Origin of the sequence: Streptomyces sp. NPDC006798, from assembly GCF_040635975.1 — a bacterium.
Taxonomy (GTDB): Bacteria; Actinomycetota; Actinomycetes; order Streptomycetales; family Streptomycetaceae; genus Streptomyces.
Genome location: NZ_JBEYIS010000004.1, coordinates 88,466 through 108,948, shown reverse-complemented (window position 1 = coordinate 108,948; position 20,483 = coordinate 88,466). Strand labels below are relative to the sequence as shown.

General features: G+C 72.8%; 14 protein-coding genes, 2 tRNA genes and 1 pseudogene. 14 read left to right on the top strand and 3 right to left on the bottom strand.

All coding sequences use genetic code 11. The features are described from left to right. Positions 1-50 precede the first annotated feature (50 nt). A tRNA-Ala gene (locus ABZ714_RS03945) sits at positions 51-123 on the top strand. Here the strand turns inward: ABZ714_RS03945 and ABZ714_RS03940 are convergent. After that, entirely contained in the window at positions 115-1,038 is a 924-nt protein-coding gene (locus ABZ714_RS03940) for a helix-turn-helix transcriptional regulator (RefSeq protein WP_358823634.1), read from the bottom strand. The genes ABZ714_RS03945 and ABZ714_RS03940 overlap by 9 nt on opposite strands. 110 nt (positions 1,039-1,148) lie before the next feature. On the opposite strand from ABZ714_RS03940, the gene ABZ714_RS03935 reads away from it, so the two are divergent. The 10 genes and pseudogenes from ABZ714_RS03935 (at position 1,149) to ABZ714_RS03890 (ending at position 13,796) form a co-directional block, all read left to right on the top strand. Continuing rightward, complete coding sequence (locus ABZ714_RS03935; protein WP_358823536.1) at positions 1,149-2,594, top strand: MFS transporter; 1,446 nt, start codon at positions 1,149-1,151, stop codon at positions 2,592-2,594. A gap of 72 nt (positions 2,595-2,666) precedes the next feature. Then, positions 2,667-2,834 carry a hypothetical protein gene (locus ABZ714_RS03930; protein WP_358823535.1) on the top strand — a complete coding sequence of 56 codons (168 nt, stop codon included), beginning with the start codon at positions 2,667-2,669 and terminating at the stop codon, positions 2,832-2,834. Further along, positions 2,834-3,067 carry a hypothetical protein gene (locus ABZ714_RS03925; RefSeq protein ID WP_040916346.1) on the top strand — a complete coding sequence of 78 codons (234 nt, stop codon included), beginning with the start codon at positions 2,834-2,836 and terminating at the stop codon, positions 3,065-3,067. The genes ABZ714_RS03930 and ABZ714_RS03925 overlap by 1 nt, the downstream gene beginning before the upstream one ends. A 204-nt stretch (positions 3,068-3,271) precedes the next feature. Then, positions 3,272-3,344 (top strand) — tRNA-Ala (locus ABZ714_RS03920). A 408-nt stretch (positions 3,345-3,752) separates the two neighbouring features. After that, the gene (leuS, locus tag ABZ714_RS03915) at positions 3,753-6,629 is read left to right on the top strand and encodes a leucine--tRNA ligase (protein ID WP_358823534.1); all 2,877 of its coding nucleotides are present in this window, start codon (positions 3,753-3,755) and stop codon (positions 6,627-6,629) included. A gap of 290 nt (positions 6,630-6,919) precedes the next feature. Further along, positions 6,920-7,717 carry a hypothetical protein gene (locus tag ABZ714_RS03910; RefSeq protein ID WP_358823533.1) on the top strand — a complete coding sequence of 266 codons (798 nt, stop codon included), beginning with the start codon at positions 6,920-6,922 and terminating at the stop codon, positions 7,715-7,717. Positions 7,718-7,836: 119 nt separating this feature from the next. Continuing rightward, a complete protein-coding gene (locus tag ABZ714_RS03905) occupies positions 7,837-8,682 on the top strand; it encodes a DegV family protein (protein WP_358823532.1) in 846 nt (281 codons plus the stop codon). A gap of 214 nt (positions 8,683-8,896) precedes the next feature. Then, positions 8,897-10,105 carry a ComEA family DNA-binding protein gene (locus ABZ714_RS03900; RefSeq protein WP_358823531.1) on the top strand — a complete coding sequence of 403 codons (1,209 nt, stop codon included), beginning with the start codon at positions 8,897-8,899 and terminating at the stop codon, positions 10,103-10,105. After that, positions 10,102-12,684, top strand: a pseudogene (locus ABZ714_RS03895) (ComEC/Rec2 family competence protein); the annotation flags it as partial. The gene ABZ714_RS03900 and the pseudogene ABZ714_RS03895, both read left to right, overlap by 4 nt. A gap of 272 nt (positions 12,685-12,956) precedes the next feature. Continuing rightward, positions 12,957-13,796 carry an arylamine N-acetyltransferase gene (locus ABZ714_RS03890; RefSeq protein ID WP_358823530.1) on the top strand — a complete coding sequence of 280 codons (840 nt, stop codon included), beginning with the start codon at positions 12,957-12,959 and terminating at the stop codon, positions 13,794-13,796. 64 nt (positions 13,797-13,860) lie between these two features. Here ABZ714_RS03890 and ABZ714_RS03885 read toward each other — a convergent pair whose 3' ends face one another. Beyond that, complete coding sequence (locus tag ABZ714_RS03885) at positions 13,861-14,109, bottom strand: hypothetical protein (RefSeq protein ID WP_358823529.1); 249 nt, start codon at positions 14,107-14,109, stop codon at positions 13,861-13,863. Positions 14,110-14,180: 71 nt separating this feature from the next. Between ABZ714_RS03885 and holA the strand changes: the two genes are divergently transcribed. Then, entirely contained in the window at positions 14,181-15,179 is a 999-nt protein-coding gene (gene holA / locus ABZ714_RS03880) for a DNA polymerase III subunit delta (RefSeq protein ID WP_358823528.1), read from the top strand. Between the two features lie 559 nt (positions 15,180-15,738). Here holA and rpsT read toward each other — a convergent pair. Continuing rightward, positions 15,739-16,005 (bottom strand): 30S ribosomal protein S20, encoded by a 267-nt coding sequence (gene rpsT, locus ABZ714_RS03875; protein ID WP_358823527.1) that lies wholly within the window; start codon positions 16,003-16,005, stop codon positions 15,739-15,741. A gap of 242 nt (positions 16,006-16,247) precedes the next feature. Here rpsT and lepA point away from each other — a divergent pair, with 242 nt between their 5' ends. Both lepA and ABZ714_RS03865 read left to right on the top strand, forming a co-directional pair. Then, entirely contained in the window at positions 16,248-18,119 is a 1,872-nt protein-coding gene (gene lepA, locus ABZ714_RS03870) for a translation elongation factor 4 (RefSeq protein WP_358823526.1), read from the top strand. Between the two features lie 211 nt (positions 18,120-18,330). Beyond that, positions 18,331-20,370: an AMP-dependent synthetase/ligase gene (locus tag ABZ714_RS03865; protein WP_358823525.1), complete on the top strand. Its 2,040-nt coding sequence runs from the start codon at positions 18,331-18,333 to the stop codon at positions 20,368-20,370. Positions 20,371-20,483 lie beyond the last annotated feature (113 nt).

The window sequence follows — 20,483 nt, the reverse complement described above, 5'->3', positions numbered from 1 at the left end:
TCGCAGGCTAAAGTTCTTCTTGTTCGCAGCGCCGAGCGCGAAGAACACCAGGGGCTATAGCTCAGTTGGTAGAGCGCCTGCATGGCATGCAGGAGGTCAGGAGTTCAATTCTCCTTAGCTCCACAGCCCCGAACCCCGTCCTCTTCCCGAGGGCGGGGTTCCGTCGTTCCCGGGCTGTTCCAGCCGGTACAGGACCTCCATCCGGCGGCCGCTCTCCTCGTCACCGGGGGAGTGGATCACCATCCGGCACTCCGGCAGTCCGTTGATCTCCATCGATACCGAGGTCATCCGCAGTTCGCCCACGGCCGGATGCCGGAAGACCTTCAGCCGGGTCCCGGGCGGCACCACGTTCCCGCTCCGCCACAATTCGGTGAAGTGCGGGCTGACCGCCGAGAGCCGATCGATCAGCGACTCCCACGCCGGTTCCCCGACATGCCGCCCGTACGCCCCGCGGAACTGGGCCACCAGCAGCGGAAGCTCGACCTCCGGATGGCGTACCGGGCACTCGTCCGCCTCCGCCGACGCGAAGAGCGTCCACAGCAGATTCCCCCGGCCCGGCCCCCGTACCAGCTCGGACCGGAAGAGCCGGTCGTACGAACGGTTGGCGGCCAGCAGGTCGTACCGCGCGTTGTAGACCACGGAGGGACGCGGATCGAGGGCGTCGAGCACCGACCGGATCTCGGGGCCCACCCCCTCGGCGTCCCCGTCCCCGGCCCGGGACACCGGCTCGTACGGCACCCGCGCCAGGTGGTAGAGATGCTCCCGCTCCGGGGCGTCCAGCCGAAGGGTCCGCGCCACCGCGTCCAGCACCTGCGGCGACGCGTTGATCGGCCGCCCCTGTTCGAGCCAGGTGTACCAGGTCACCCCCACTCCGGAGAGCTGGGCCACCTCCTCGCGGCGCAGCCCCGGGGTCCGTCGGCGCATGCCCGGCGGCATTCCGAAGTCGGCCGGGGTCACCCGGGCCCGGCGGCTCCGCAGAAAGGCCGCCAGCTCGGGTCTGCGGCGGCCCCCCGCTCCGGGTCCGCTGTCGGTCGTCATCGCCGTCACACCCCCATCGTCGGCGCCCGTGCCCGGCCCTGCCAGGTACTGCCGGTACCAGCATCGGCGGGCTCTCACCACCCGTATCGGCCGGGGGTCAGCCTCGGTCCATGCCAACGACCTCCCACCGGCCCCCGGACGCCGCCGACTCCCGTACTCCCGGTTCCAGTAAAACCCCCGGCACCGACAACCGGCCCCGCGTCGTGCTGGCGCTGGTGCTCGCCGCCCAGTTCATGGCGCTGCTCGACACCTCCGCCGTCCATGTGGCGGCCCCCACGATCCGGACCGAACTCGGATCGTCGGGAGCCGAGTTGCAGCTGGTCGTGGCCGGATACACGATCGCCTACGCGACCCTGTTGATCACCGGCGCCCGGCTGGGCGCCCGGCTGGGGCACCGCCGGGTCTGGCTCGGCGGCCTCGCCCTCTTCACGGTCGCGTCGCTGGCCTGCGGACTCGCCGACGGCACCGGTTGGCTGATCGCCTTCCGGCTGCTCCAGGGAGTGGGCGCGGGCCTGCTGATCCCCCAGGTGCTCAGCCTGATCCAGCTGCACTTCACCGGTGAGGCCCGGGTCAGGGCCGTCGGCGCGTACTCGGCGGTGCTCGCCGTCGGCATCGTCGCGGGCCTGGTGGTCGGCGGCGTCCTCGCCGGAACCGACGTCCCCGGCGCCGGATGGCGCCCGGTGTTCCTGGTCAATGTGCCGATCGGCGCCGCCCTGCTGGTCCTCGGCGCCCGGCTGCTGCCCCGCGACCGTCCCGCCGGGGCCGCCCGCGGCCTCGATCTGCCCGGTCTCGCCCTGCTCACGGCCGCCGTCGGACTGCTCGCCGTACCCCTGGTCCTCGGCCGGGAGCAGGGCTGGCCGCTGTGGACGCTGCTGTGCGCGGCCGGGGCGCTGGTGTCGCTGGCGGCGTTCCTGGCGTACGAGTCCCGGCTCGCCCGGCGCGGCGGCGCCCCGCTGATCGCGCCCCGGCTGCTCCGGACGCCGGGCACGGGGACGGCCGTCACCCGGATCGTGCTGGCCATGGTGGTCAACGCGGGCTGCTTCTTCGCCTTCACCCTGCACATCCAGGAGAGCCTCGGATACGGCCCGTTGCGCGCCGGGCTGACGTCCCTGCCGACCGGGCTGGCGTACGGCGCCGTCGCGCTCGGCTGGCGGCGGCTGGCGGTACGGCTCCGCCCGGCCCTGATCACGGGCGGGTTCCTGGTCACCGCCGGGGCGCTGATCGCCGCCGGTGCCCTGCTGCGGAACGGCGACGGGGCCGGGCTCCCGCTGTACGCGGCGCTGGCCGCCCTCGGCGCCGGACTCGCGGCGGCCCACGGCCCCACCCTGGCGGGGGCGCTGGCCGGGGTACGGCCCGAGGACGCGGCCGACGCCGGCGGTGTCCTGGTGACGGTCACCCAGCTCGGTCAGGTCGCCGGGGTGGCGGTCTTCGGGGCGCTCTTCCTGGACCGGCTGGCGGCGGCGGGCTCCGGTGAGGCGTGGTGGTCGGTCGCCGTCGCCCTGGCCGCCGTGTCCGTTCTCGGCGCTCTCGCAGGTCTCCTGCGTGAACGCCGCTGACCCGGGCCGATGTGTCGTGGCAGAATCGGACGGCCGGAGGGGACACCGGCCAGTACGGGTAAGGAGAGCGCGATGTCCGCCAGCACGAGCCAGGACGGCGACGCCCTGCTCGTGGCCGGGGACGCCCGCGCGACCCTCAGTTGCCCGTCCTGCGGATCGGCGCATGTCGCCCAGGTCCTCGGCGACAATGGTGGAGTCTCTTACGTGTGCACGTCCTGCGGCCACAGCTGGACTGACTGATGGGGGCGCACAGGCGTAAATGCGACTGGTGCGGCAGCGGAACGCCCATCGTCCGCGACATGGACCCGATCAATCCCGAGTACCAGTACTGGTGCGAGGAGTGTGCGAGAGCGCTGATCATAAAGGGCGATCCCATCGAGACCTACCGGGAACTGGAAGGCGAGCCGATCTACGGCCGCCTGCTGGACGAGCACTGCACGCTGAAGCGCTTCTACTCCTTCGCGACGGCCTGACGGCCGCTTCGGCACGGCCGTCCGGAACCGGCCGTGACCAGGTGGCGGGGGGCCGGCCCGGCCCGGTTCCCCCGGCTCCGCCCCGCCTCCGTCCGGCTCCCGGCCGGGGCCGGGAACGGATTTGGTGAAGCGGGCGGGAGGGCGTTAATGTTGTCGACGTCGCCGGGACACGGAGGAAACACCGAACCGGGCGACATCGCACAAGGGGCTATAGCTCAGTTGGTAGAGCGCCTGCATGGCATGCAGGAGGTCAGGAGTTCAATTCTCCTTAGCTCCACAGTCGGGAAAATCCCGCCGGACCAGGTCCGGCGGGATTTCTCGTTTATGCGCGTACGCGTGACCTATGGTGCCGCCCGTTCCGTGCGGGACATCTCTTGTGCCGGTCTTCCCGTACGACACTCGGCGGGGCCTTCCCCGCGGTGGGCGTCCGGGCTCCGCGCCGCCCGTCCGCGGAGGTACGCCCACGCGCGGCGGCGATGCCCCCTGCGGTACCCTGACGCCATGCGTGCCGTACGCCTTCTGCTTAGCGGGCCGCGCTGATCAGTCCCGGCGGACGAGAGTCCGGTCGGAATCGGCGCGGCTGCCCCTCCTGTGCGAGGGGTCCTTTTGTTTACGGGCCCCGCGCCCCGGGCCGGGCGCCCCTACCGAACGCCGGGCAGAGACGATCGATGGAGCTTTGAAGACCATGAGCGAGACCAATCCCGCAGTTCCTGGCGCTTCCGCCGCCCCCGGAGACATCGGCGCGCCGTTCCGGTACACCGCCGGCCTGGCGGCGGAGATCGAGGCGCGCTGGCAGGACGCCTGGGAGGCCGACGGCACGTACGAGGCGCCCAATCCGGTGGGCGAGCTGGCCGGGGACCCCGCCGTGGTGGCCCGGCCCAAGAAGTTCGTCATGGACATGTTCCCGTACCCGTCCGGTTCGGGTCTGCACGTGGGCCACCCGCTCGGCTATATCGCGACCGATGTCTACGCCCGCCATCTGCGGATGACCGGCCACAACGTGCTGCACACCCTGGGTTTCGACGCCTTCGGGCTCCCCGCCGAGCAGCACGCCGTCGCCACCGGCACCCACCCCCGGGTGTCCACCGAGGCGGCCATGGACAACATGAAGCGCCAGCTGCGCAGGCTCGGCCTGGGGCACGACAAGCGCCGTACGATCGCCACGATCGACCCCGCGTACTACCGCTGGACGCAGTGGATCTTCCTGCAGATCTTCAACTCCTGGTACGACGACGCGGCCGGCCGGGCCCGCCCGATCGCCGAGCTGGTCGCCGAGTTCGAGGCCGGCCGCGAGGTCCCCGGCACCACCCGCGCCTGGGCCGGGCTGACCGCCGCCGAACGCGCCGAGGTCCTGGGCGGATTCCGGCTGGCCTACGCCTCCGAGTCCCCGGTCAACTGGTGCCCCGGCCTGGGCACCGTCCTGGCCAACGAAGAGGTCACCACCGACGGCCGCTCCGAGCGCGGCAACTTCCCCGTCTTCAAGGCGAAGCTGCGCCAGTGGAACATGCGGATCACCGCCTACGCCGACCGGCTGCTGGACGATCTGGACGGGCTGGACTGGCCCGAGGCCATCAAGCTCCAGCAGCGGAACTGGATCGGCCGCTCCGAGGGCGCCCGGGTCGACTTCGCCGTCGAGGGCCACCAGGGGGAGCCGGTCACCGTCTTCACCACCCGCCCCGACACCCTGTTCGGCGCCACCTATATGGTGCTGGCGCCCGAGCACGGCCTGATCGACTCGATCCTGCCCGCCGAATGGCCCCAGGGGGTCAAGGAGGCGTGGACCGGCGGCGCCACGACGCCCGCCGAGGCCGTCGCCGCCTACCGCAAGCAGGCCCAGACCAAGAGCGACGTCGAGCGGCAGACCGAGCACAAGGACAAGACGGGCGTCTTCACCGGCGCGTACGCGGTGAACCCGGTCACGGGCACCCGGATCCCGGTCTTCGTCGCCGACTACGTCCTGATGGGCTACGGCACCGGCGCGATCATGGCCGTACCCGGCCAGGACGAACGCGACTGGGAGTTCGCCGAGGCGTTCGAGCTGCCGATCATCCGCACCGTACGGCCCCCGGACGGCTGGGAGGGCGAGGCGTACACCGGCGCCGGACCGGCGATCAACTCAGCCAACGACCGGCTGTCGCTGGACGGGCTGGACGTCGCCGAGGCCAAGTCGCGGATGATCGCCTGGCTGATCGAGCAGGGCGCGGGCGAGGGCACCATCAACTACCGGCTGCGCGACTGGCTCTTCAGCCGCCAGCGGTACTGGGGCGAGCCCTTCCCGATCGTCTACGACGAGGACGGCGTCGCCCACCCGCTGCCCGAGTCGATGCTGCCGCTGGAGCTGCCGGAGGTCGACGACTACTCGCCGCGCACCTTCGACCCGGACGACGCGGACACCGAACCCGAGACGCCCCTCTCCCGCAACGAGGAGTGGGTGAACGTCACCCTGGACCTGGGCGACGGGCCCCGCCGCTACCGGCGCGAGACCAACACCATGCCCAACTGGGCCGGTTCCTGCTGGTACGAGCTGCGCTATCTGGACCCGCACAACGAGGAGCGGCTGGTCGACCCGGCCGTCGAGCAGTACTGGATGGGCCCGCGAGACGGGATGCCGCACGGCGGCGTCGACCTGTACGTGGGCGGCCAGGAGCACGCCGTACTGCATCTGCTGTACGCGCGGTTCTGGTCCAAGGTCCTCTTCGACCTGGGCCATGTCTCCTCCGTCGAGCCGTTCCACCGGCTCTTCAACCAGGGCATGATCCAGGCGTACGTCTACCGGGACGCCCGGGGCTTCCCGGTGCCCGCGGCCGAGGTCGAGGAGCGCGACGGCGGCTTCTGGTACGACGGCGAGCCCGTCAAGCGCGAGCTGGGCAAGATGGGCAAGTCCCTGAAGAACGCCATCACGCCGGACGAGATCTGCGACGAGTACGGTGCCGACACGCTGCGTCTGTACGAGATGGCGATGGGCCCCCTGGACGTCTCCCGGCCCTGGGACACCCGTGCCGTCATCGGCCAGTACCGGCTGCTGCAGCGGATCTGGCGCAATGTCGTCGACGAGGCGACCGGGGCGACCACGGTCGTCGACGGCGAGGCGGACGAGGCCACTCTGCGGGCCCTGCACAAGGCCGTCGACGGTGTCACCCAGGACATGGCGGGGCTGCGATTCAACACCGCCATCGCCAAGGTCACCGAGCTGAACAACCATCTGACCAAGGCGGGCGGGCCGCTGCCGCGCTCCGTCGCCGAATCGCTGGTCCTGCTGGTCGCCCCGCTGGCGCCGCATATCGCTGAGGAGCTGTGGCACCGGCTGGGACACGAGGACTCGGTGACGCGCCGGGCGTTCCCGGTCGCCGACCCCGCGTATGTCGTGGACGAGACCGTGACCTGCGTCGTCCAGATCAAGGGCAAGGTCAAGGCGCGGCTGGAGGTGCCGCCGTCGATCGCGGACACCGAGCTGGAGGCGCTGGCCCTGGCCGACCCGGGCGTCGTGGCGGCGCTGGGCGGGGCGGGCATCCGCAAGGTGATCGTCCGGGCGCCGAAGCTGGTGAACATCGTCCCGGCGTGACGGTACGACCCGGGCCGGGCGCCGAGGCGCCCGCCGGATCGGACGACCGCTGAACCGGGGCTCCTGTCAACAGGAGCCCCGGTTCGCCGGAGAGCCCCGGCCGGAGGAGCACGGCCCGAAGGGGCGCCGGGGCTCGGGGACTTCTCCTTCGGGCAGGCCGGGGGGATCCGCCGGAACCCTGGGGCCGCCTGCTCCGTTTACCGTGGAGACAAGGCGTTTTACCTGCCGTGGACGCGTAACACGTACGGTGGAGACGACGACATCTCCCAGGCCGAGGCGAAGGGCTGCCCATGGAAGCCGCGATTCTGATTCTGGCGCTGCTTTTCGTCGCCTTTGTCGCTTTGGGCGCTTATGTAGGGGTCAAGGCGGTCAAGGCGGCGAAGCGGGGCGTCGAGCGTACGGTCACCCAGGCGCGCCGTACCGTCGAGGACACCACCTTGCGGGCCAAGAGCATGGGGCAGGTCGGGGTCGCCGGGGAGCTGGCCCAGCTCCGGCTGGACCTGCGGACCTCAATGCGGGCCACGGAGGACGCGCTGCGTGCCGGGGTCGCCGAGGACGCCTCGTTGCAGGAGTCCCTCGCCCTCTTCGAGCGGCTGAGCGCCCACGGCCGCGAACTGGACGACGAACTCCGGCGGCTGGAGCGGGAGCCGGACCGCGCGACGGTCTCGGCGAAGCTGCCGGAGCTGAAGGAGCGGGTCGAGAAGGTCGTCCACTCCGCCGAGTCGCTGCGCTGGGCCGCCCGTGACCGGGCCCAGAAGTTCGCGGACGACGACCTGGACACGCTCAGCGCGCAGATCGACATGGAGGCGGGGGCGCTGCGGCACTGGTCGCAGAGCGCCGACTCCGGGGCCTCCGACGCCCCCGGCGGGTTCACCGACACCGCTCCATCCGCTCCCAAGAACCCCTACGACGAGCGGCGCGAGCCCGCGGAGACCAAGGCGGCGGCGGAGAGCGCCGCGCCCCCGGCGTCTTCGGAGTCGTCGTCGTCCCCGGCCGAGGAGTCGGGGCCCCGGGCGATCACGGCCCGCGATCCGCGGCAGGAGCAGTACCCCTGGCAGAAGGCCGCCCGGCCGGAGACCTCGAACTGACGGGAGAAGGCCCGGGCGGGCCGCCTTCCGGTCCGGGGACGGGTCCTCCCGCAGGGGCGGTCCGCTCCTCGGCGGGGGCGGGCTCCCCGCTCGCGGCGCCGGGCGGTAACCTCCCCGTCATGTCCCGTCATGTCGCGATCATCACCGATTCCACGGCCTATCTGCCGCAGACGGCGGTGGAGCACCACGGCATCGTGACGGTTCCGCTGACGGTGGTCGTGGACGGGCAGGCGCTGGAGGAGGGGACGGAGATCTCCGCCAGATCGCTGGCGCAGGCCCTCCAGAAGCGGCGCCCGGTCACCACGTCCCGGCCCGGCCCGGAGACCTTCGCCGCCACCTACCGTGCCGCCGCCGACGCCGGGGCTTCGGGAATCGTCTCGCTCCATCTCTCGGCCGAGCTGTCCGGTACGTATGACGCGGCGGTACTGGCCGCCAAGGACGCACCCGTACCGGTGCGGGTGGTGGACACCGGTGTCATCGCCATGGCGCTCGGCTTCTGCGCGCTGGCCGCGGCCGAGACCGCCGAGGCCGGGGGCTCACTGGACGAGACCGTCGCCGCGGTGGAGAAGCGGGCCGCCGGTACCGCCGCGTACTTCTATGTCGACACCCTCGACTATCTGCGGCGCGGCGGCCGGATCGGGACCGCCCGGGCCCTGCTGGGTTCGGCACTGGCGGTGAAGCCGCTGCTCAAGCTCGACGGCGGCCGGATCGAGATGCTGGAGAAGGTGCGTACGGCGTCCAAGGCGATCGCCCGGCTCGAAGAGCTGGCCGTCGAATGCGCCGGGGCCGGACCGGTCGATGTCGCGGTCCACCATCTCGCCGCCCCGGAGCGGGCCGCGGCCCTGGCCGAGCGGTTGCGTGAACGGGTGCCGGGGCTGAGGGAGTTGCATGTGAGCGAAGTGGGCGCGGTGATCGGAGCGCATACCGGCCCGGGGCTGCTGGGAGCCGTGGTCTCGCCGCGTTGATCCGGGGCGGTGTCCGGCGTACTCGGCGGCCGGCTCTTCGATCCGGGATCGCGGCGCCGTGCGGTGGCCGTGTGCACACGGAGCGATGCCTCGCGGATCGTTACCTCACGGACCGTTACCTCGTTCGGGTGACGAGGTTATCCACAACAATCGGGTTTTCCCCGGGAATTGACCGGGCCGAGCGGAGTCCGCCGGGTGTGCTTACCGTCGGGCCATGGCATCTCGATCACACACGGCGACCAGCGGGCCGGGCCGAGCCCCGGCGTCCGACGGCAGGGTCAGGTCCCGGCTCCGACAGCGGTCCACGACGGAAATCGGGCCGCGCGGTGGCGCCCACCGGGGCGCGGGACCCGGGCCGGGCCGGGGCGATCCGGTCCGGCGGGCCGCCCGGCGCGGGGCGGTACGGAACGCTTCGGCATGGAGCACGGCGGCGCGGGACGGCGCGGCCCCGGTCGCGGGAGCGGCGGAACCGGCGGCCGGGACGATGCCCGCCGAACCGCCGGCCGTTGAGCCGGACGGCGCGAGCGCCGTAGACGGTACGTACTCCGGTTCCCGGGGCGCGGTCTCGTTCGCGGGGGCGCGTGAGCGGGAGGGCGGGGCAGGGGCGGCCGGCGGGGAGGCCGGGCCCGACGGCGGTGGCCGGGATCCCGCGGGGCCGGGGGCCGGGCGGGAAGCAGGTTCCGGGGCGCCGGTCGCCCCGCTGCGGCGGGCCGGGCTCGCCGTGCTGGAACGGCTGCCGCTCTGGGTGCGGCTTCGATGCGGGCTCGAACCGCGCACCCTGGCGGCGCTCGCCGTCGTCCTGGTCGCCGCGGTGGTTCTCGCGGGTGTGCATTTCTGGTCGGGCCGTCCACAGACCGTCCGGCCGCCCGAACCGGTCCGGGGGGACGTGCCGTTACGGGAGGATCCCGGACGGGCGGCCTCGCCGCCGACGCCGGTACCGCCCGGGCCCGGGCCGGTGGCCGGGGCGCCGGGGGAGACTGCGCCCGACGGCCGGGTCGTCGTCGACGTGGGCGGGAAGGTCCGGCGTCCCGGTGTCCTCCGGCTGCCCGCGGGCTCCCGGGTCGCCGACGCCCTCGCCGCGGCGGGCGGCCCGAAGGAGGGCACCGATCTGACCGGACTGAACCGGGCCCGGGTCCTGGTGGACGGGGAGCAGGTACTGGTCGGGGTGGCGCTGCCGGTGAACCAGGCGACGGCGACCGGTATCGGCGCCGCCGCGCCCCCGGTCCGTACCGGCCCGATCAGTCTCAACACGGCCACGGCCGAGGAGCTGGACACCCTCCCCGGGGTCGGCCCCGTGCTGGCCCGGCACATCGTGGAGTACCGGGGCCGGGGCGGCGGCTTCCGTTCCGTCGACGAGCTGCGCGAGGTCGACGGGATCGGCGAGCGCCGGTTCGCCGACCTCCGCCCTCTGGTGCGGCCATGACGCGCCACGCCGTCCACACCACCTCGGGGCACCGCCTGGGAGCCGCCGACCCGTACCAGGAGGGACCGGCTGATCTGCGTCTGGTGCCCCAGGCCCTGGCCGCGTGGGCCGCCGCGGCGATCGCCGTCGGAGCCCCGGGCCGGTGGACGGCGCTCGCGGTGGCCCTCTGCCTCCTCGGCGCCCTGCTCCTCTCGGCCCGGACAGCCCTCCGGAGACTCCGCCGCCCCGCCGAAGGTTCCACCCGGCCGCCCGGTCCCGGTGCCACGGGCGGCGCCGCCCGGCCGCCGGAGAACCAGGCGCGCCCGGCGGCCGGGGCCCGGTCCTCCGGCCTCCGGCGGAGCGGGCTCAACGCGACCGCCTGCGCGGGGGTACTCCTCTGCGCGGCGGCCGGGGCGGCCGCCGCCGCTCTGCACACCGCCGACCTGCGCCGCGGGCCACTGCCCGCGCTGGCCGACCGGTCCGCTTCCGTGACCCTGGAGGCCACCGTGGCCTCGGACCCGAGGACCGCCGTCCCCCGGGGGCGCGGGGACGGGAGCGGGGGAGGGCCGGTCGTGATCGGCGCGGAGGCCACCGGGGTGATCGCCCCCGGCGGGCGGAGCACCAGGACCAGGACACCCGTACTACTGGTGGTACGACCGGGGGATACGCCCGCCGATCAGGCCCGCTGGCAGCGGCTGCTGCCCTCGACCCGGCTCCGGGTGACCGGGCGGCTGGCGCCGCCCGTCAACCGGGACGACCCGTTCGCGGCGGTCCTGCGGACCGGGGACGGCCCGCCGGAGATCATCGGCGGGCCGAGCCTCGCCCAGCGGACCGCGGGGCGGCTGCGGGCCGGGCTGCGCGAGGCCACCGACGGTCTGCCCGCCGACGCCAGGGCCCTGGTCCCCGGGATCACCGTGGGCGACACCTCACGGCTCACCCCCGAACTGCGGGACGCCTTCGACGCCACCGACCTGTCACACGTCCTGGCCGTCTCCGGGAGCAACCTCACCATTGTGCTCGTCCTGCTGATCGGGCCGCCCGGCCGGGCGGGACGGGCCGAACGGGGCGGTCTGGCACCCCGGCTGGGGCTGTCGCTCCGGGGCACGGCACTCGCCGGAGGCGCCCTCACCCTCGCCTTCGTCGTGGTCTGCCGCCCCGAGCCGAGCGTGCTGCGGGCCGCGGCCTGCGGGGCCGTCGCCCTGCTCGCCATCGGCACCGGCCGCCGCAGGTCGCTGGTGCCCGCCCTGGCCGCCGCCGTACTGCTGCTGGTGCTCTACGACCCCCTCCTGGCCCGGAACTACGGCTTTCTGCTCTCCGTCCTGGCGACGGGCGCGCTGCTGACCATCGCCCCGGGCTGGAGTGCGGCGCTGCGCGGTCGCGGTGTGCCGCCCCGGATCGCCGAGGCGCTCGCGGTGGCGCTCGCCGCCCAGGCCGTGGCGGCGCCCGTGGTCGCCGTGTTCGCGGCGAAGGTCAGCCTGGTGGCCGTCCCCTGCAATCTGGCCGCCGAGCTGGCGACCGCGCCCGTGACGCTGCTCGGATTCGCCGCGCTCGCGGTGGCGACGGTCTCGGCACCGCTCGCCGTCGTGCCCGCGACCGTCGCCGGATGGTTCGCCTGGTGGATCGCGGCCGTCGCCCGGACGGGAGCCGCCCTGCCCGGGGCCGGATCGGACTGGCCCGGCGGCTGGTGGGGAGGGCTGCTGCTGGCCGCGGTGACCGTCGTCGTGGTCTTCCTCGTCCGCCGGTCGGCCCGGCATCCGCTGGCCGCCGCCGTCTGCGTGGTGGCGCTGCTGTGCGCGGTGGTCAGGCCCGCCCCGCTGACCCGGGTCCTGTCGGGCTGGCCACCGCCCGGCTGGACCGCGGTGATGTGCGATGTGGGCCAGGGGGACGCGCTGGTCCTGGCGGCCGGGGAACGGACGGCGGTCGTCGTGGACACCGGCCCCGACCCGGAACCGGTCGACCGCTGTCTCCGTGAACTGGGGGTCACCGCCGTTCCGTTGATCGTGCTGACGCACTTTCACGCGGACCATGTCCGGGGCCTGCCCGGGGTCCTCGACGGCAGGCGGGTCGGTGCCGTGCAGACCACGACGCTCGACGAGCCGCGGGCCCAGGCCGAGTTCGTCCGCCGTACGGCGACCGCGTCGGGCCTCCCCGTCCTGCGGGCGGGCGCGGGAGAGCGGCGCAGGGCCGGGCGGCTGACCTGGGAGGTGCTGTGGCCGGACAGCGGCCCCCGGGCGGGTCCCGCGCCCGTAGAGGCGAACGACGCCAGTGTGACGCTCCTCGTCCGGGTCGACGACGGCCCCACCCTGCTGCTCCTCGGCGATCTGGAGCCATCGGCCCAGCGGGCCCTGCTGCGGGCCCGCCCCGGACTGGGGCCCGTGGACGTCGTCAAGGTCGCCCATCACGGTTCCGCGCACCAGGACCCGGGCCTGCTGGGAGCGGTACGTCCCGCGTTCGCCCTGATCTCCGCGGGCCGCGACAACACCTACGGGCATCCGGCGCCCCGTACGGTCGCGGCGTTGCGGTCCCTGGGCGCCACCGTTCTGCGTACCGACGAAGACGGTCCCGTCGCCCTCTCGGGGGCCGGATCCACCCTCCGTGCCACGATCCGCCCCCACCGCCGCCCGCCCCCTGGATCCGGCCGTCGCCGAAGGCGCGGGAGGCGGAACCGCGCGCCCGGCCGTCCATGGTTCGCACCCGGACGACGACGGAACGGGCCTCCGCGGGCGCCGCGCCGGGACGCCCGCCCCGGGGGACCGGCTCGGGCCGTGGACCGAGAGGCTCGTAGGGCTCCCGGACCACCCGGGTCGGTACTTGGGACCAAGCCGCGGCCGTGGCCCTGCCGGACGGCGGGACGGAGCGACAGACTGGACCCATGGATGCCTATCTCCGCCGTATCGGCGCCCCCGGGCGGCCCGAGCACCCGAACGCCGAGGCCCTGCGGGACCTCCAGCTACGCCATCTGCGGAGCGTGCCGTTCGAGAATCTCTCCATCCATCTCCGCGAGGAGATCGTGCTGGCGGAGAAGCATCTGCTGGACAAGATCGTCTCCGCGGGCCGGGGCGGCTTCTGCTACGAACTCAACGGAGCCTTCGCCGTTCTCCTGCGCGGGCTCGGTTTCCGGGTCGGGCATCTCCAGGCCCGGGTCTACGGCGACGACGGGCGGCTCGGGATCCCGTACGACCATATGGCCCTGCTCGTGGAGACCGAGGACGGCGCGGGGCGGTGGCTGGCGGACGTCGGCTTCGGGGACCACGCACATCACCCCCTCGCCTTCGACCTGCGGGAGGACCAGCCCGATCCGGCGGGTACGTTCCGGATCGTCCCGGCCCGCGAGCACAGGCGCGGTCACGGCCAGGACGGTGATCTGGTGGTGCTGCGCGACGGCAGGCCGCGGTACCTGCTGGAGCCCCGGCCGCGTGAGCCGGCCGACTTCCGGGCCGGCGCCTGGTGGCACAGCACCTCACCCGAGTCCCACTTCACCCGGTCGCTCATCTGCTCCCGGCTCGGCGAAGACGGCCGGATCACCCTCAGCGGGCGCAGGCTGGCCACGACCCGGGGCGGTGAGCGGTACGAGGAGACCCTTCCCGACGACGAGGCGGTGCTCCGGGCCTACCGGGACCACTTCGGTATCCGGCTGGACCGGCTGCCGCCCGATCCGCGGGAGGAGGGCGACGGCCCCGGCCGGACGGCGGGGCCCTCCGCCGGAGGGTGAGGCCCGGGTGCCCCGGCGAGTGCTCCCGCCGATGCCCCGTCCGGCACCCCGGCCGACGATCCGGTCAGCGCGGGGTCTCCAGCCAGCCCTCGTACTCGGCGGCGAAGTCGTCCAGGGCGCCCGGGTCGAGCCGGCCCGCCGGGTCCTCGACCACGACCAGCCACTGGGCGTCCTCCGCGTCGTCCTCGCCCGCCAACGCGTCCCGTACCAGCTGTGGTTCGTCGGTCACCCCGAAGCGGTCGGCGAGTTCCCGGGCGACCTCCTCGGCGGCGTCGCGGTCCGGCAGCACCAGTACATGTCGTCCATCGCTCACCCGGTCATTCTCCGGCACGGGAGCGCCGGTCCCGACGGCGGTGTCGGTGGGCCGTGGGATGCTGGACCACGATGGCCACCAGGAAGAACACGACAGACGACCCGCTCGCCCCGATCACCCTCGCCGTGGGGCAGGAGGACCTCCTGCTCGACCGCGCCGTGGCGGGGGTGGTGCGGGCGGCCCGGGCGGCCGACGCCGAGACGGACGTCCGTGACCTCACCGCCGACCAGCTCCAGCCCGGCACGCTGGCCGAGCTGACGAGCCCCTCGCTCTTCTCCGAGCGGAAGGTGGTGATCGTCCGGAACGCCCAGGACCTGTCCGCCGACACGGTCAAGGACGTCAAGGCGTATCTGACGGCCCCGGCCGAGGAGATCACCCTGGTCCTGGTCCACCCCGGCGGTGCCAAGGGCAAGGCGCTGCTGGACGCGGCCCGCAAGGCGGGCGCGCGGGAGGTCGCCTGCCCGAAGACCACCAAGCCCGCGGAGCGGCTGACGTTCGTCCGCTCGGAGTTCCGGGCGCTCGGCAGATCGGCGACGCCCGAGGCGTGCCAGGCGCTGGTGGACTCCATCGGCAGTGATCTGCGGGAGCTGGCGAGCGCCGTCTCCCAGCTGACCGCCGATGTCGAGGGCACCATCGACGAGGCCGTGGTCGGGCGCTACTACACGGGCCGGGCCGAGGCGTCCAGCTTCACCGTCGCCGACCGCGCGGTCGAGGGCCGGGCCGCGGAGGCGCTGGAGGCGCTGCGCTGGTCGCTCTCCACCGGGGTCGCCCCGGTGCTGATCACCAGCGCGCTGGCCCAGGGCGTCCGGGCGATCGGCAAGCTGTCGTCGGCCCGCGGCGGTCGTCCCGCCGATCTCGCCCGTGAGCTGGGCATGCCGCCGTGGAAGATCGACCGGGTCCGCCAGCAGATGCGCGGCTGGACCCCCGACGCGGTGGCGATCGCGCTGTGTGCCGTCGCGGAGGCGGACGCGGGGGTGAAGGGCGGCGGGGACGATCCGGAGTACGCCCTGGAGAAGGCCGTCGTCACCATCGCCCGCGAGGCCCGGTCGGGCCGCGGCGGCCCCCACTGATCCCGGCCTCCACCGGCACCGCCGCGAGCTGATCACCATGCGGGGCGCCGGGCCGCCGCCCCATGGCCCCGAACCGTCCGGCTCCCGAAACCTCCGGCACCGTGGACCGGCCCCGGGCTCCCGGGGCCGTCGCCCCGTGCCCGGACCTCGGGCCCCGGCCTCGGGCAACCCCGTCGCCGCGAACCTCTGCCCCGGATGAATCCCCCACCCTCGGACCCCTCGGACCCCTCGGACCCTCCGGTTCGCCCGGGAGCTCCGGAGACAGCCGGCCGTCGTCCCGAAGCCCGGCCGTGGTCCCAAGCCCGGGCCGAGCCCGCCCCGGAACCCTTCAGACCTTTCGCCGGGCATGCCGAAGGCCCCGGCCGGGAGGGCCGGGGCCTTCGGGAGGTTCTGCCGGTGGACGCACACCCGCGTGGCGAACGCAGGACCAAGTGCGCGTCCGGAGCTGCCGGGAAGGAGCGGATGAGAGAGGGCCCGCTCATTACTCCCGGCGGTCACCTCGCCCGGTTCCCCGCCTCGTCGCCGTGGTGGGGGTCACCGGATCGCGGTACCGGGTGGATCAGCCCTGGAGGGCGTTGGCCTTGGACGCGAGCGCCGACTTCTTGTTGGCGGCGGCGTTCTTGTGGATAACGCCCTTCGAGACGGCCTTGTCGAGCTTGCGGGACGCCTCGCGGGTCGCCTCGGCGGCCTTCTCGGCGTCACCGGCGGCGACGGCCTCGCGGGCCTTGCGGATCGCGGTCTTCAGCGACGACTTGACGGCCTTGTTGCGCAGGCGCGCCTTCTCGTTCGTCTTGTTCCGCTTGATCTGGGACTTGATGTTCGCCACGAAAGAGCCTTCTCAGGTTCGATTGATCTGTGATGGGTGCGTTCCCCCCGCCTGATCCTCACCGGGAGACACCCGGGGGAGAGCGAGAGACACACAGCCAGCCACGGTACCAGCCGGGCTCCGGACGGCCCAAACCGGTCGCAGTCCCGTACCCGTGGGACGATAGAGGCTACGTATCGATCCGCCATCGCCTTCAGACGCGACGCCCGGCGTCCTGGGCGTCCCAAGAATCAGGACCCTGCGTGCCCGCGACTCCTCCCAATGTGCCAGAGCCGAGCCGTACCGACCCGGCGCTGATCCGCAACTTCTGCATCATCGCCCACATCGACCACGGCAAGTCGACCCTTGCCGACCGGATGCTCCAGCTCACCGGGGTGGTCGATCAGCGCCAGATGCGCGCCCAGTACCTCGACCGGATGGACATCGAGCGCGAGCGCGGCATCACGATCAAGTCTCAGGCGGTCCGGCTGCCCTGGGCCCCGACCGACGGGCCCGGCCAGGGCCGGGCCCATATCCTGAACATGATCGACACGCCGGGTCACGTGGACTTCACCTACGAGGTCTCCCGCTCCCTCGCGGCCTGCGAGGGCACGGTTCTGCTGGTCGACGCGGCCCAGGGGATCGAGGCGCAGACCCTCGCCAACCTCTATCTGGCGATGGAGAACGATCTCACCATCGTGCCCGTCCTCAACAAGATCGACCTTCCGGCGGCCCAGCCCGAGAAGTTCGCCGAGGAGCTGGCGAACCTCGTCGGCTGCGACCCCGACGACGTTCTGAAGGTCTCCGCCAAGACCGGTCTCGGTGTCGAGGCGCTGCTGGACCGCGTGGTCCGCGAGGTGCCCGCCCCGGTCGGCGTCGCCGACGCCCCCGCCCGCGCGATGATCTTCGACTCGGTCTACGACTCGTACCGGGGCGTCGTGACCTACGTCCGGGTCGTCGACGGCAAGCTCGGCAAGCGCGAGCGGATCCGGATGATGTCCACCGGCGCCACCCACGAACTGCTGGAGATCGGCACCAACTCGCCGGAGATGCTCTCGGCCGACGGCCTGGGCGTCGGCGAGGTGGGCTATCTGATCACCGGTGTGAAGGACGTCCGCCAGTCCAAGGTCGGCGACACCATCACCCAGCAGATCAAGGGCGCCACCGAGGCCCTCGGCGGGTACAAGGACCCCAAGCCGATGGTGTTCTCCGGCCTCTATCCGCTGGACGGCTCCGACTACCCGGAGCTGCGGGAGTCCCTCGACAAGCTCCAGCTCAACGACGCCGCCCTGGTGTACGAGCCGGAGACCTCCGCCGCCCTCGGCTTCGGCTTCCGGGTGGGCTTCCTCGGACTGCTCCACCTCGACGTCATCCGTGAGCGGCTGGAGCGCGAGTTCGGCCTCGATCTGATCGCCACCGCCCCGAACGTGGTCTACCGCGTCCTCATGGAGGACGGCACCGAGCACACGGTGACCAACCCGAGCGAATTCCCCGAAGGCAAGATCGACGAGGTCTACGAGCCGGTCGTGCGCGCCACGATCCTGGCGCCGACCGAGTTCATCGGCTCGATCATGGAGCTGTGCCAGACCCGGCGCGGCACGCTGCTCGGTATGGACTATCTCTCCGAGGACCGGGTGGAGATCCGCTACACCCTGCCCCTCGCGGAGATCGTCTTCGACTTCTTCGACCAGCTGAAGTCCAAGACGCGCGGTTACGCGTCCCTGGACTACGAGCCCACCGGCGAGCAGTCGGCCCAGCTGGTCAAGGTGGACATCCTCCTCCACGGCGACAAGGTGGACGCCTTCTCCGCGGTCACCCACCGCGACCAGGCGTACGCCTACGGGGTCCGGCTCGTCGCCAAGCTGAAGGAACTCATCCCCCGGCAGGCGTTCGAGGTCCCGGTCCAGGCCGCCATCGGCTCCCGGGTCATCGCCCGGGAGACCATTCGCGCCATCCGCAAGGACGTCCTCGCCAAGTGCTACGGCGGTGACATCTCCCGTAAGCGGAAGCTGCTGGAGAAGCAGAAGGAAGGCAAGAAGCGGATGAAGATGGTCGGCAGTGTGGAGGTGCCGCAGGAAGCCTTCATCGCCGTCCTCTCCAGCGACGACAGCGGTGGCGGCAAGAGCAAGAAGTAGCCGCGGGCTCGCCCGCGCGGGGCGCCCGGCCGGTGATCCGGCCGGGCGCCGTCCGTGCCCGTACCCCTACGCGGCGAAGCGGGGGACGGAAGCCCCTTACATACCGGCGGTACGCGATCTACGCTGATCGCGCCCGGCCGGGGGTCACCCGGCAGATGAGAAGTGCCTGCTCAGCGGCGTCAGTGCGGCCGCCGTGGGCCCGGAGGACGTCTTGAGCGACACACAGACCACGATCGACAACCGCCCGGCTTCGGTGGCGATGCTCTTCACCGAGCGGGTGGCCGCGACGCCGGACGGCGAGGCGTTCCGCTATCCGGTGCTCACCCCGGCCGGGGCGGACGACGTGCCGTCGCGGACCGCCCCCGGCACACCGGGCCCCGCAGCGGACGCGGGTGAGGGCGCGGAAGCGGAGGGCTCGGCGGACGGGTCGGCGGATGGTCTGCCGGAAGGATCGCCGGGGTCGCCGGAAGGCCCGTCGAACGGTCTGCCCGACGACCTCGCGCCCGGCTGGAATTCGCTCACCTGGGCCGAGACCGCCGAGCGGGTCTACGCCGTCGCCGCCGGACTGATCGACCTCGGAATCGACCCCGAGGACCGGGTCGCCCTGATGGCCACGACCCGGATCGAGTGGATCCTGGCCGATCTGGGCGTGATGTGCGCGGGCGGCGCCACGACCACGATCTACCCCACGACCAATGCCGAGGAGTCGGCGTTCATCCTCACCGACTCCGGCAGCCGGATCCTGATAGCCGAGGACGCCGAACAGCTCGCCAAGGCCGTGGAGCGCCGGGCCGAGCTGCCCGAGCTGCGCCATGTCGTGGTGATCGACCCCGCCGGTGCCGAGACCGGGACCGACGGATTCGTCGTCACCCTGGCCGAGCTGGAGACCCGGGGCCGGGCCCTGCTGGCCGAGCGTCCCACGGCCGTCGAGGAGCGGATCGCCGCGATCACCGCCGGTCAGCTGGCGACCCTGATCTACACCTCCGGGACCACCGGCCGCCCCAAGGGCGTCCGGCTGCCGCACGACAACTGGTCGTACATGGCGAAGGCGATCGCCGGGACCGGCCAGATCAACAAGGACGACATCCAGTACCTGTGGCTGCCGCTGGCCCATGTCTTCGGCAAGGCGCTGATCTCCGGGCAGATCGAGGTCGGCCATGTCACCGCCGTCGACGGCCGCCACGACAAGATCGTGGAGAATCTCCCGATCATCCGGCCGACCTATATGGCGGCCGTGCCCCGGATCTTCGAGAAGGTCTACAACGGGGTGGCCGCCAAGGCCCGCGCGGGCGGCGCCGCCAAGTACAAGGTCTTCCGCTGGGCCGCCGAGGTCGCCCGCGACCACGCCCGGATCACCCAGGACAACTTCCGCCGCACCGGTTCGGCCACCGCGCCCTTCGGGCTCCGCTCCCAGCACCGGCTGGCCGACAAGCTGGTCTACGCCAAGCTGCGGGAGGCGTTCGGCGGACGGCTGAGGGTCGCCGTCTCCGGCTCGGCCGCGCTCTCCCCGGAGATCGGCTACTTCTTCGCGGGCGCGGGCATCCACATCCTGGAGGGGTACGGCCTCACCGAGTCCAGCGCCGTCAACTTCGTCAACCGGTACGGCTCCTACCGCACCGGTACCGTCGGCAAGCCGCTGCCCGGCCTGGAGGTACGGATCGCCGACGACGGCGAGATCCTGCTGCGCGGCCCCGCCGTCATGGAGGGCTACCACGGTCAGCCCGAGCAGACCGCCGAGGTGCTGGAGGAGGACGGCTGGCTTCGCACCGGTGACCTGGGCGAACTCTCCGCCGACGGCTATCTCACCATCACCGACCGCAAGAAGGACCTGATCAAGACCTCCGGCGGCAAGTACATCGCGCCGACCGAGGTGGAGATCCAGTTCAAGGCGATCTGCCCGTACGTCTCGAACATCGTGGTGATCGGCGCCGACCGCAACTACTGCACGGCCCTGATCGCCCTCGACGAGCCCGCGATCCTCGGCTGGGCCGGGGAGAACGGGCTCGCGGGCCGGAGCTACCAGCAGCTGATCGGCGCCGCCGAGACCCGGGAGCTGATCGCCGGATACGTGGAGCGGCTCAACGAGGGCCTCCAGCGCTGGCAGACCGTGAAGAAGTTCCGGCTGCTGCCCCGCGACCTCGATGTCGAGCACGGCGATCTGACCCCGAGCATGAAGCTGAAGCGCCCCGCCGTCGAGCGGGAGTTCCAGCACTTGGTCGAGGAGATGTACACGGGCCAGCGCGAGGCGTGACGACACCGGGCCCGGGGCTTCCCCGGGGCCCCGGGCCGTATTTCGTCATCTCGTCCGTAGGGTCCTTCGCCGCAGGTCAAAGCCGGTCCGGCCGGGCCCGGGGCCCGGGCGCC

Coding starts and splice junctions, on each gene's coding strand:
- leuS (WP_358823534.1), top strand. CDS start 3,753: ATGAGCGAGACCAATCCCGCAGTTCCTGGCGCTTCCGCCGCCCCCGGA.
- ABZ714_RS03940 (WP_358823634.1), bottom strand. CDS start 1,038: ATGACGACCGACAGCGGACCCGGAGCGGGGGGCCGCCGCAGACCCGAG.
- ABZ714_RS03890 (WP_358823530.1), top strand. CDS start 12,957: ATGGATGCCTATCTCCGCCGTATCGGCGCCCCCGGGCGGCCCGAGCAC.
- ABZ714_RS03905 (WP_358823532.1), top strand. CDS start 7,837: ATGTCCCGTCATGTCGCGATCATCACCGATTCCACGGCCTATCTGCCG.
- ABZ714_RS03900 (WP_358823531.1), top strand. CDS start 8,897: ATGGCATCTCGATCACACACGGCGACCAGCGGGCCGGGCCGAGCCCCG.
- holA (WP_358823528.1), top strand. CDS start 14,181: ATGGCCACCAGGAAGAACACGACAGACGACCCGCTCGCCCCGATCACC.
- ABZ714_RS03910 (WP_358823533.1), top strand. CDS start 6,920: ATGGAAGCCGCGATTCTGATTCTGGCGCTGCTTTTCGTCGCCTTTGTC.
- ABZ714_RS03935 (WP_358823536.1), top strand. CDS start 1,149: ATGCCAACGACCTCCCACCGGCCCCCGGACGCCGCCGACTCCCGTACT.
- ABZ714_RS03925 (WP_040916346.1), top strand. CDS start 2,834: ATGGGGGCGCACAGGCGTAAATGCGACTGGTGCGGCAGCGGAACGCCC.
- ABZ714_RS03930 (WP_358823535.1), top strand. CDS start 2,667: ATGTCCGCCAGCACGAGCCAGGACGGCGACGCCCTGCTCGTGGCCGGG.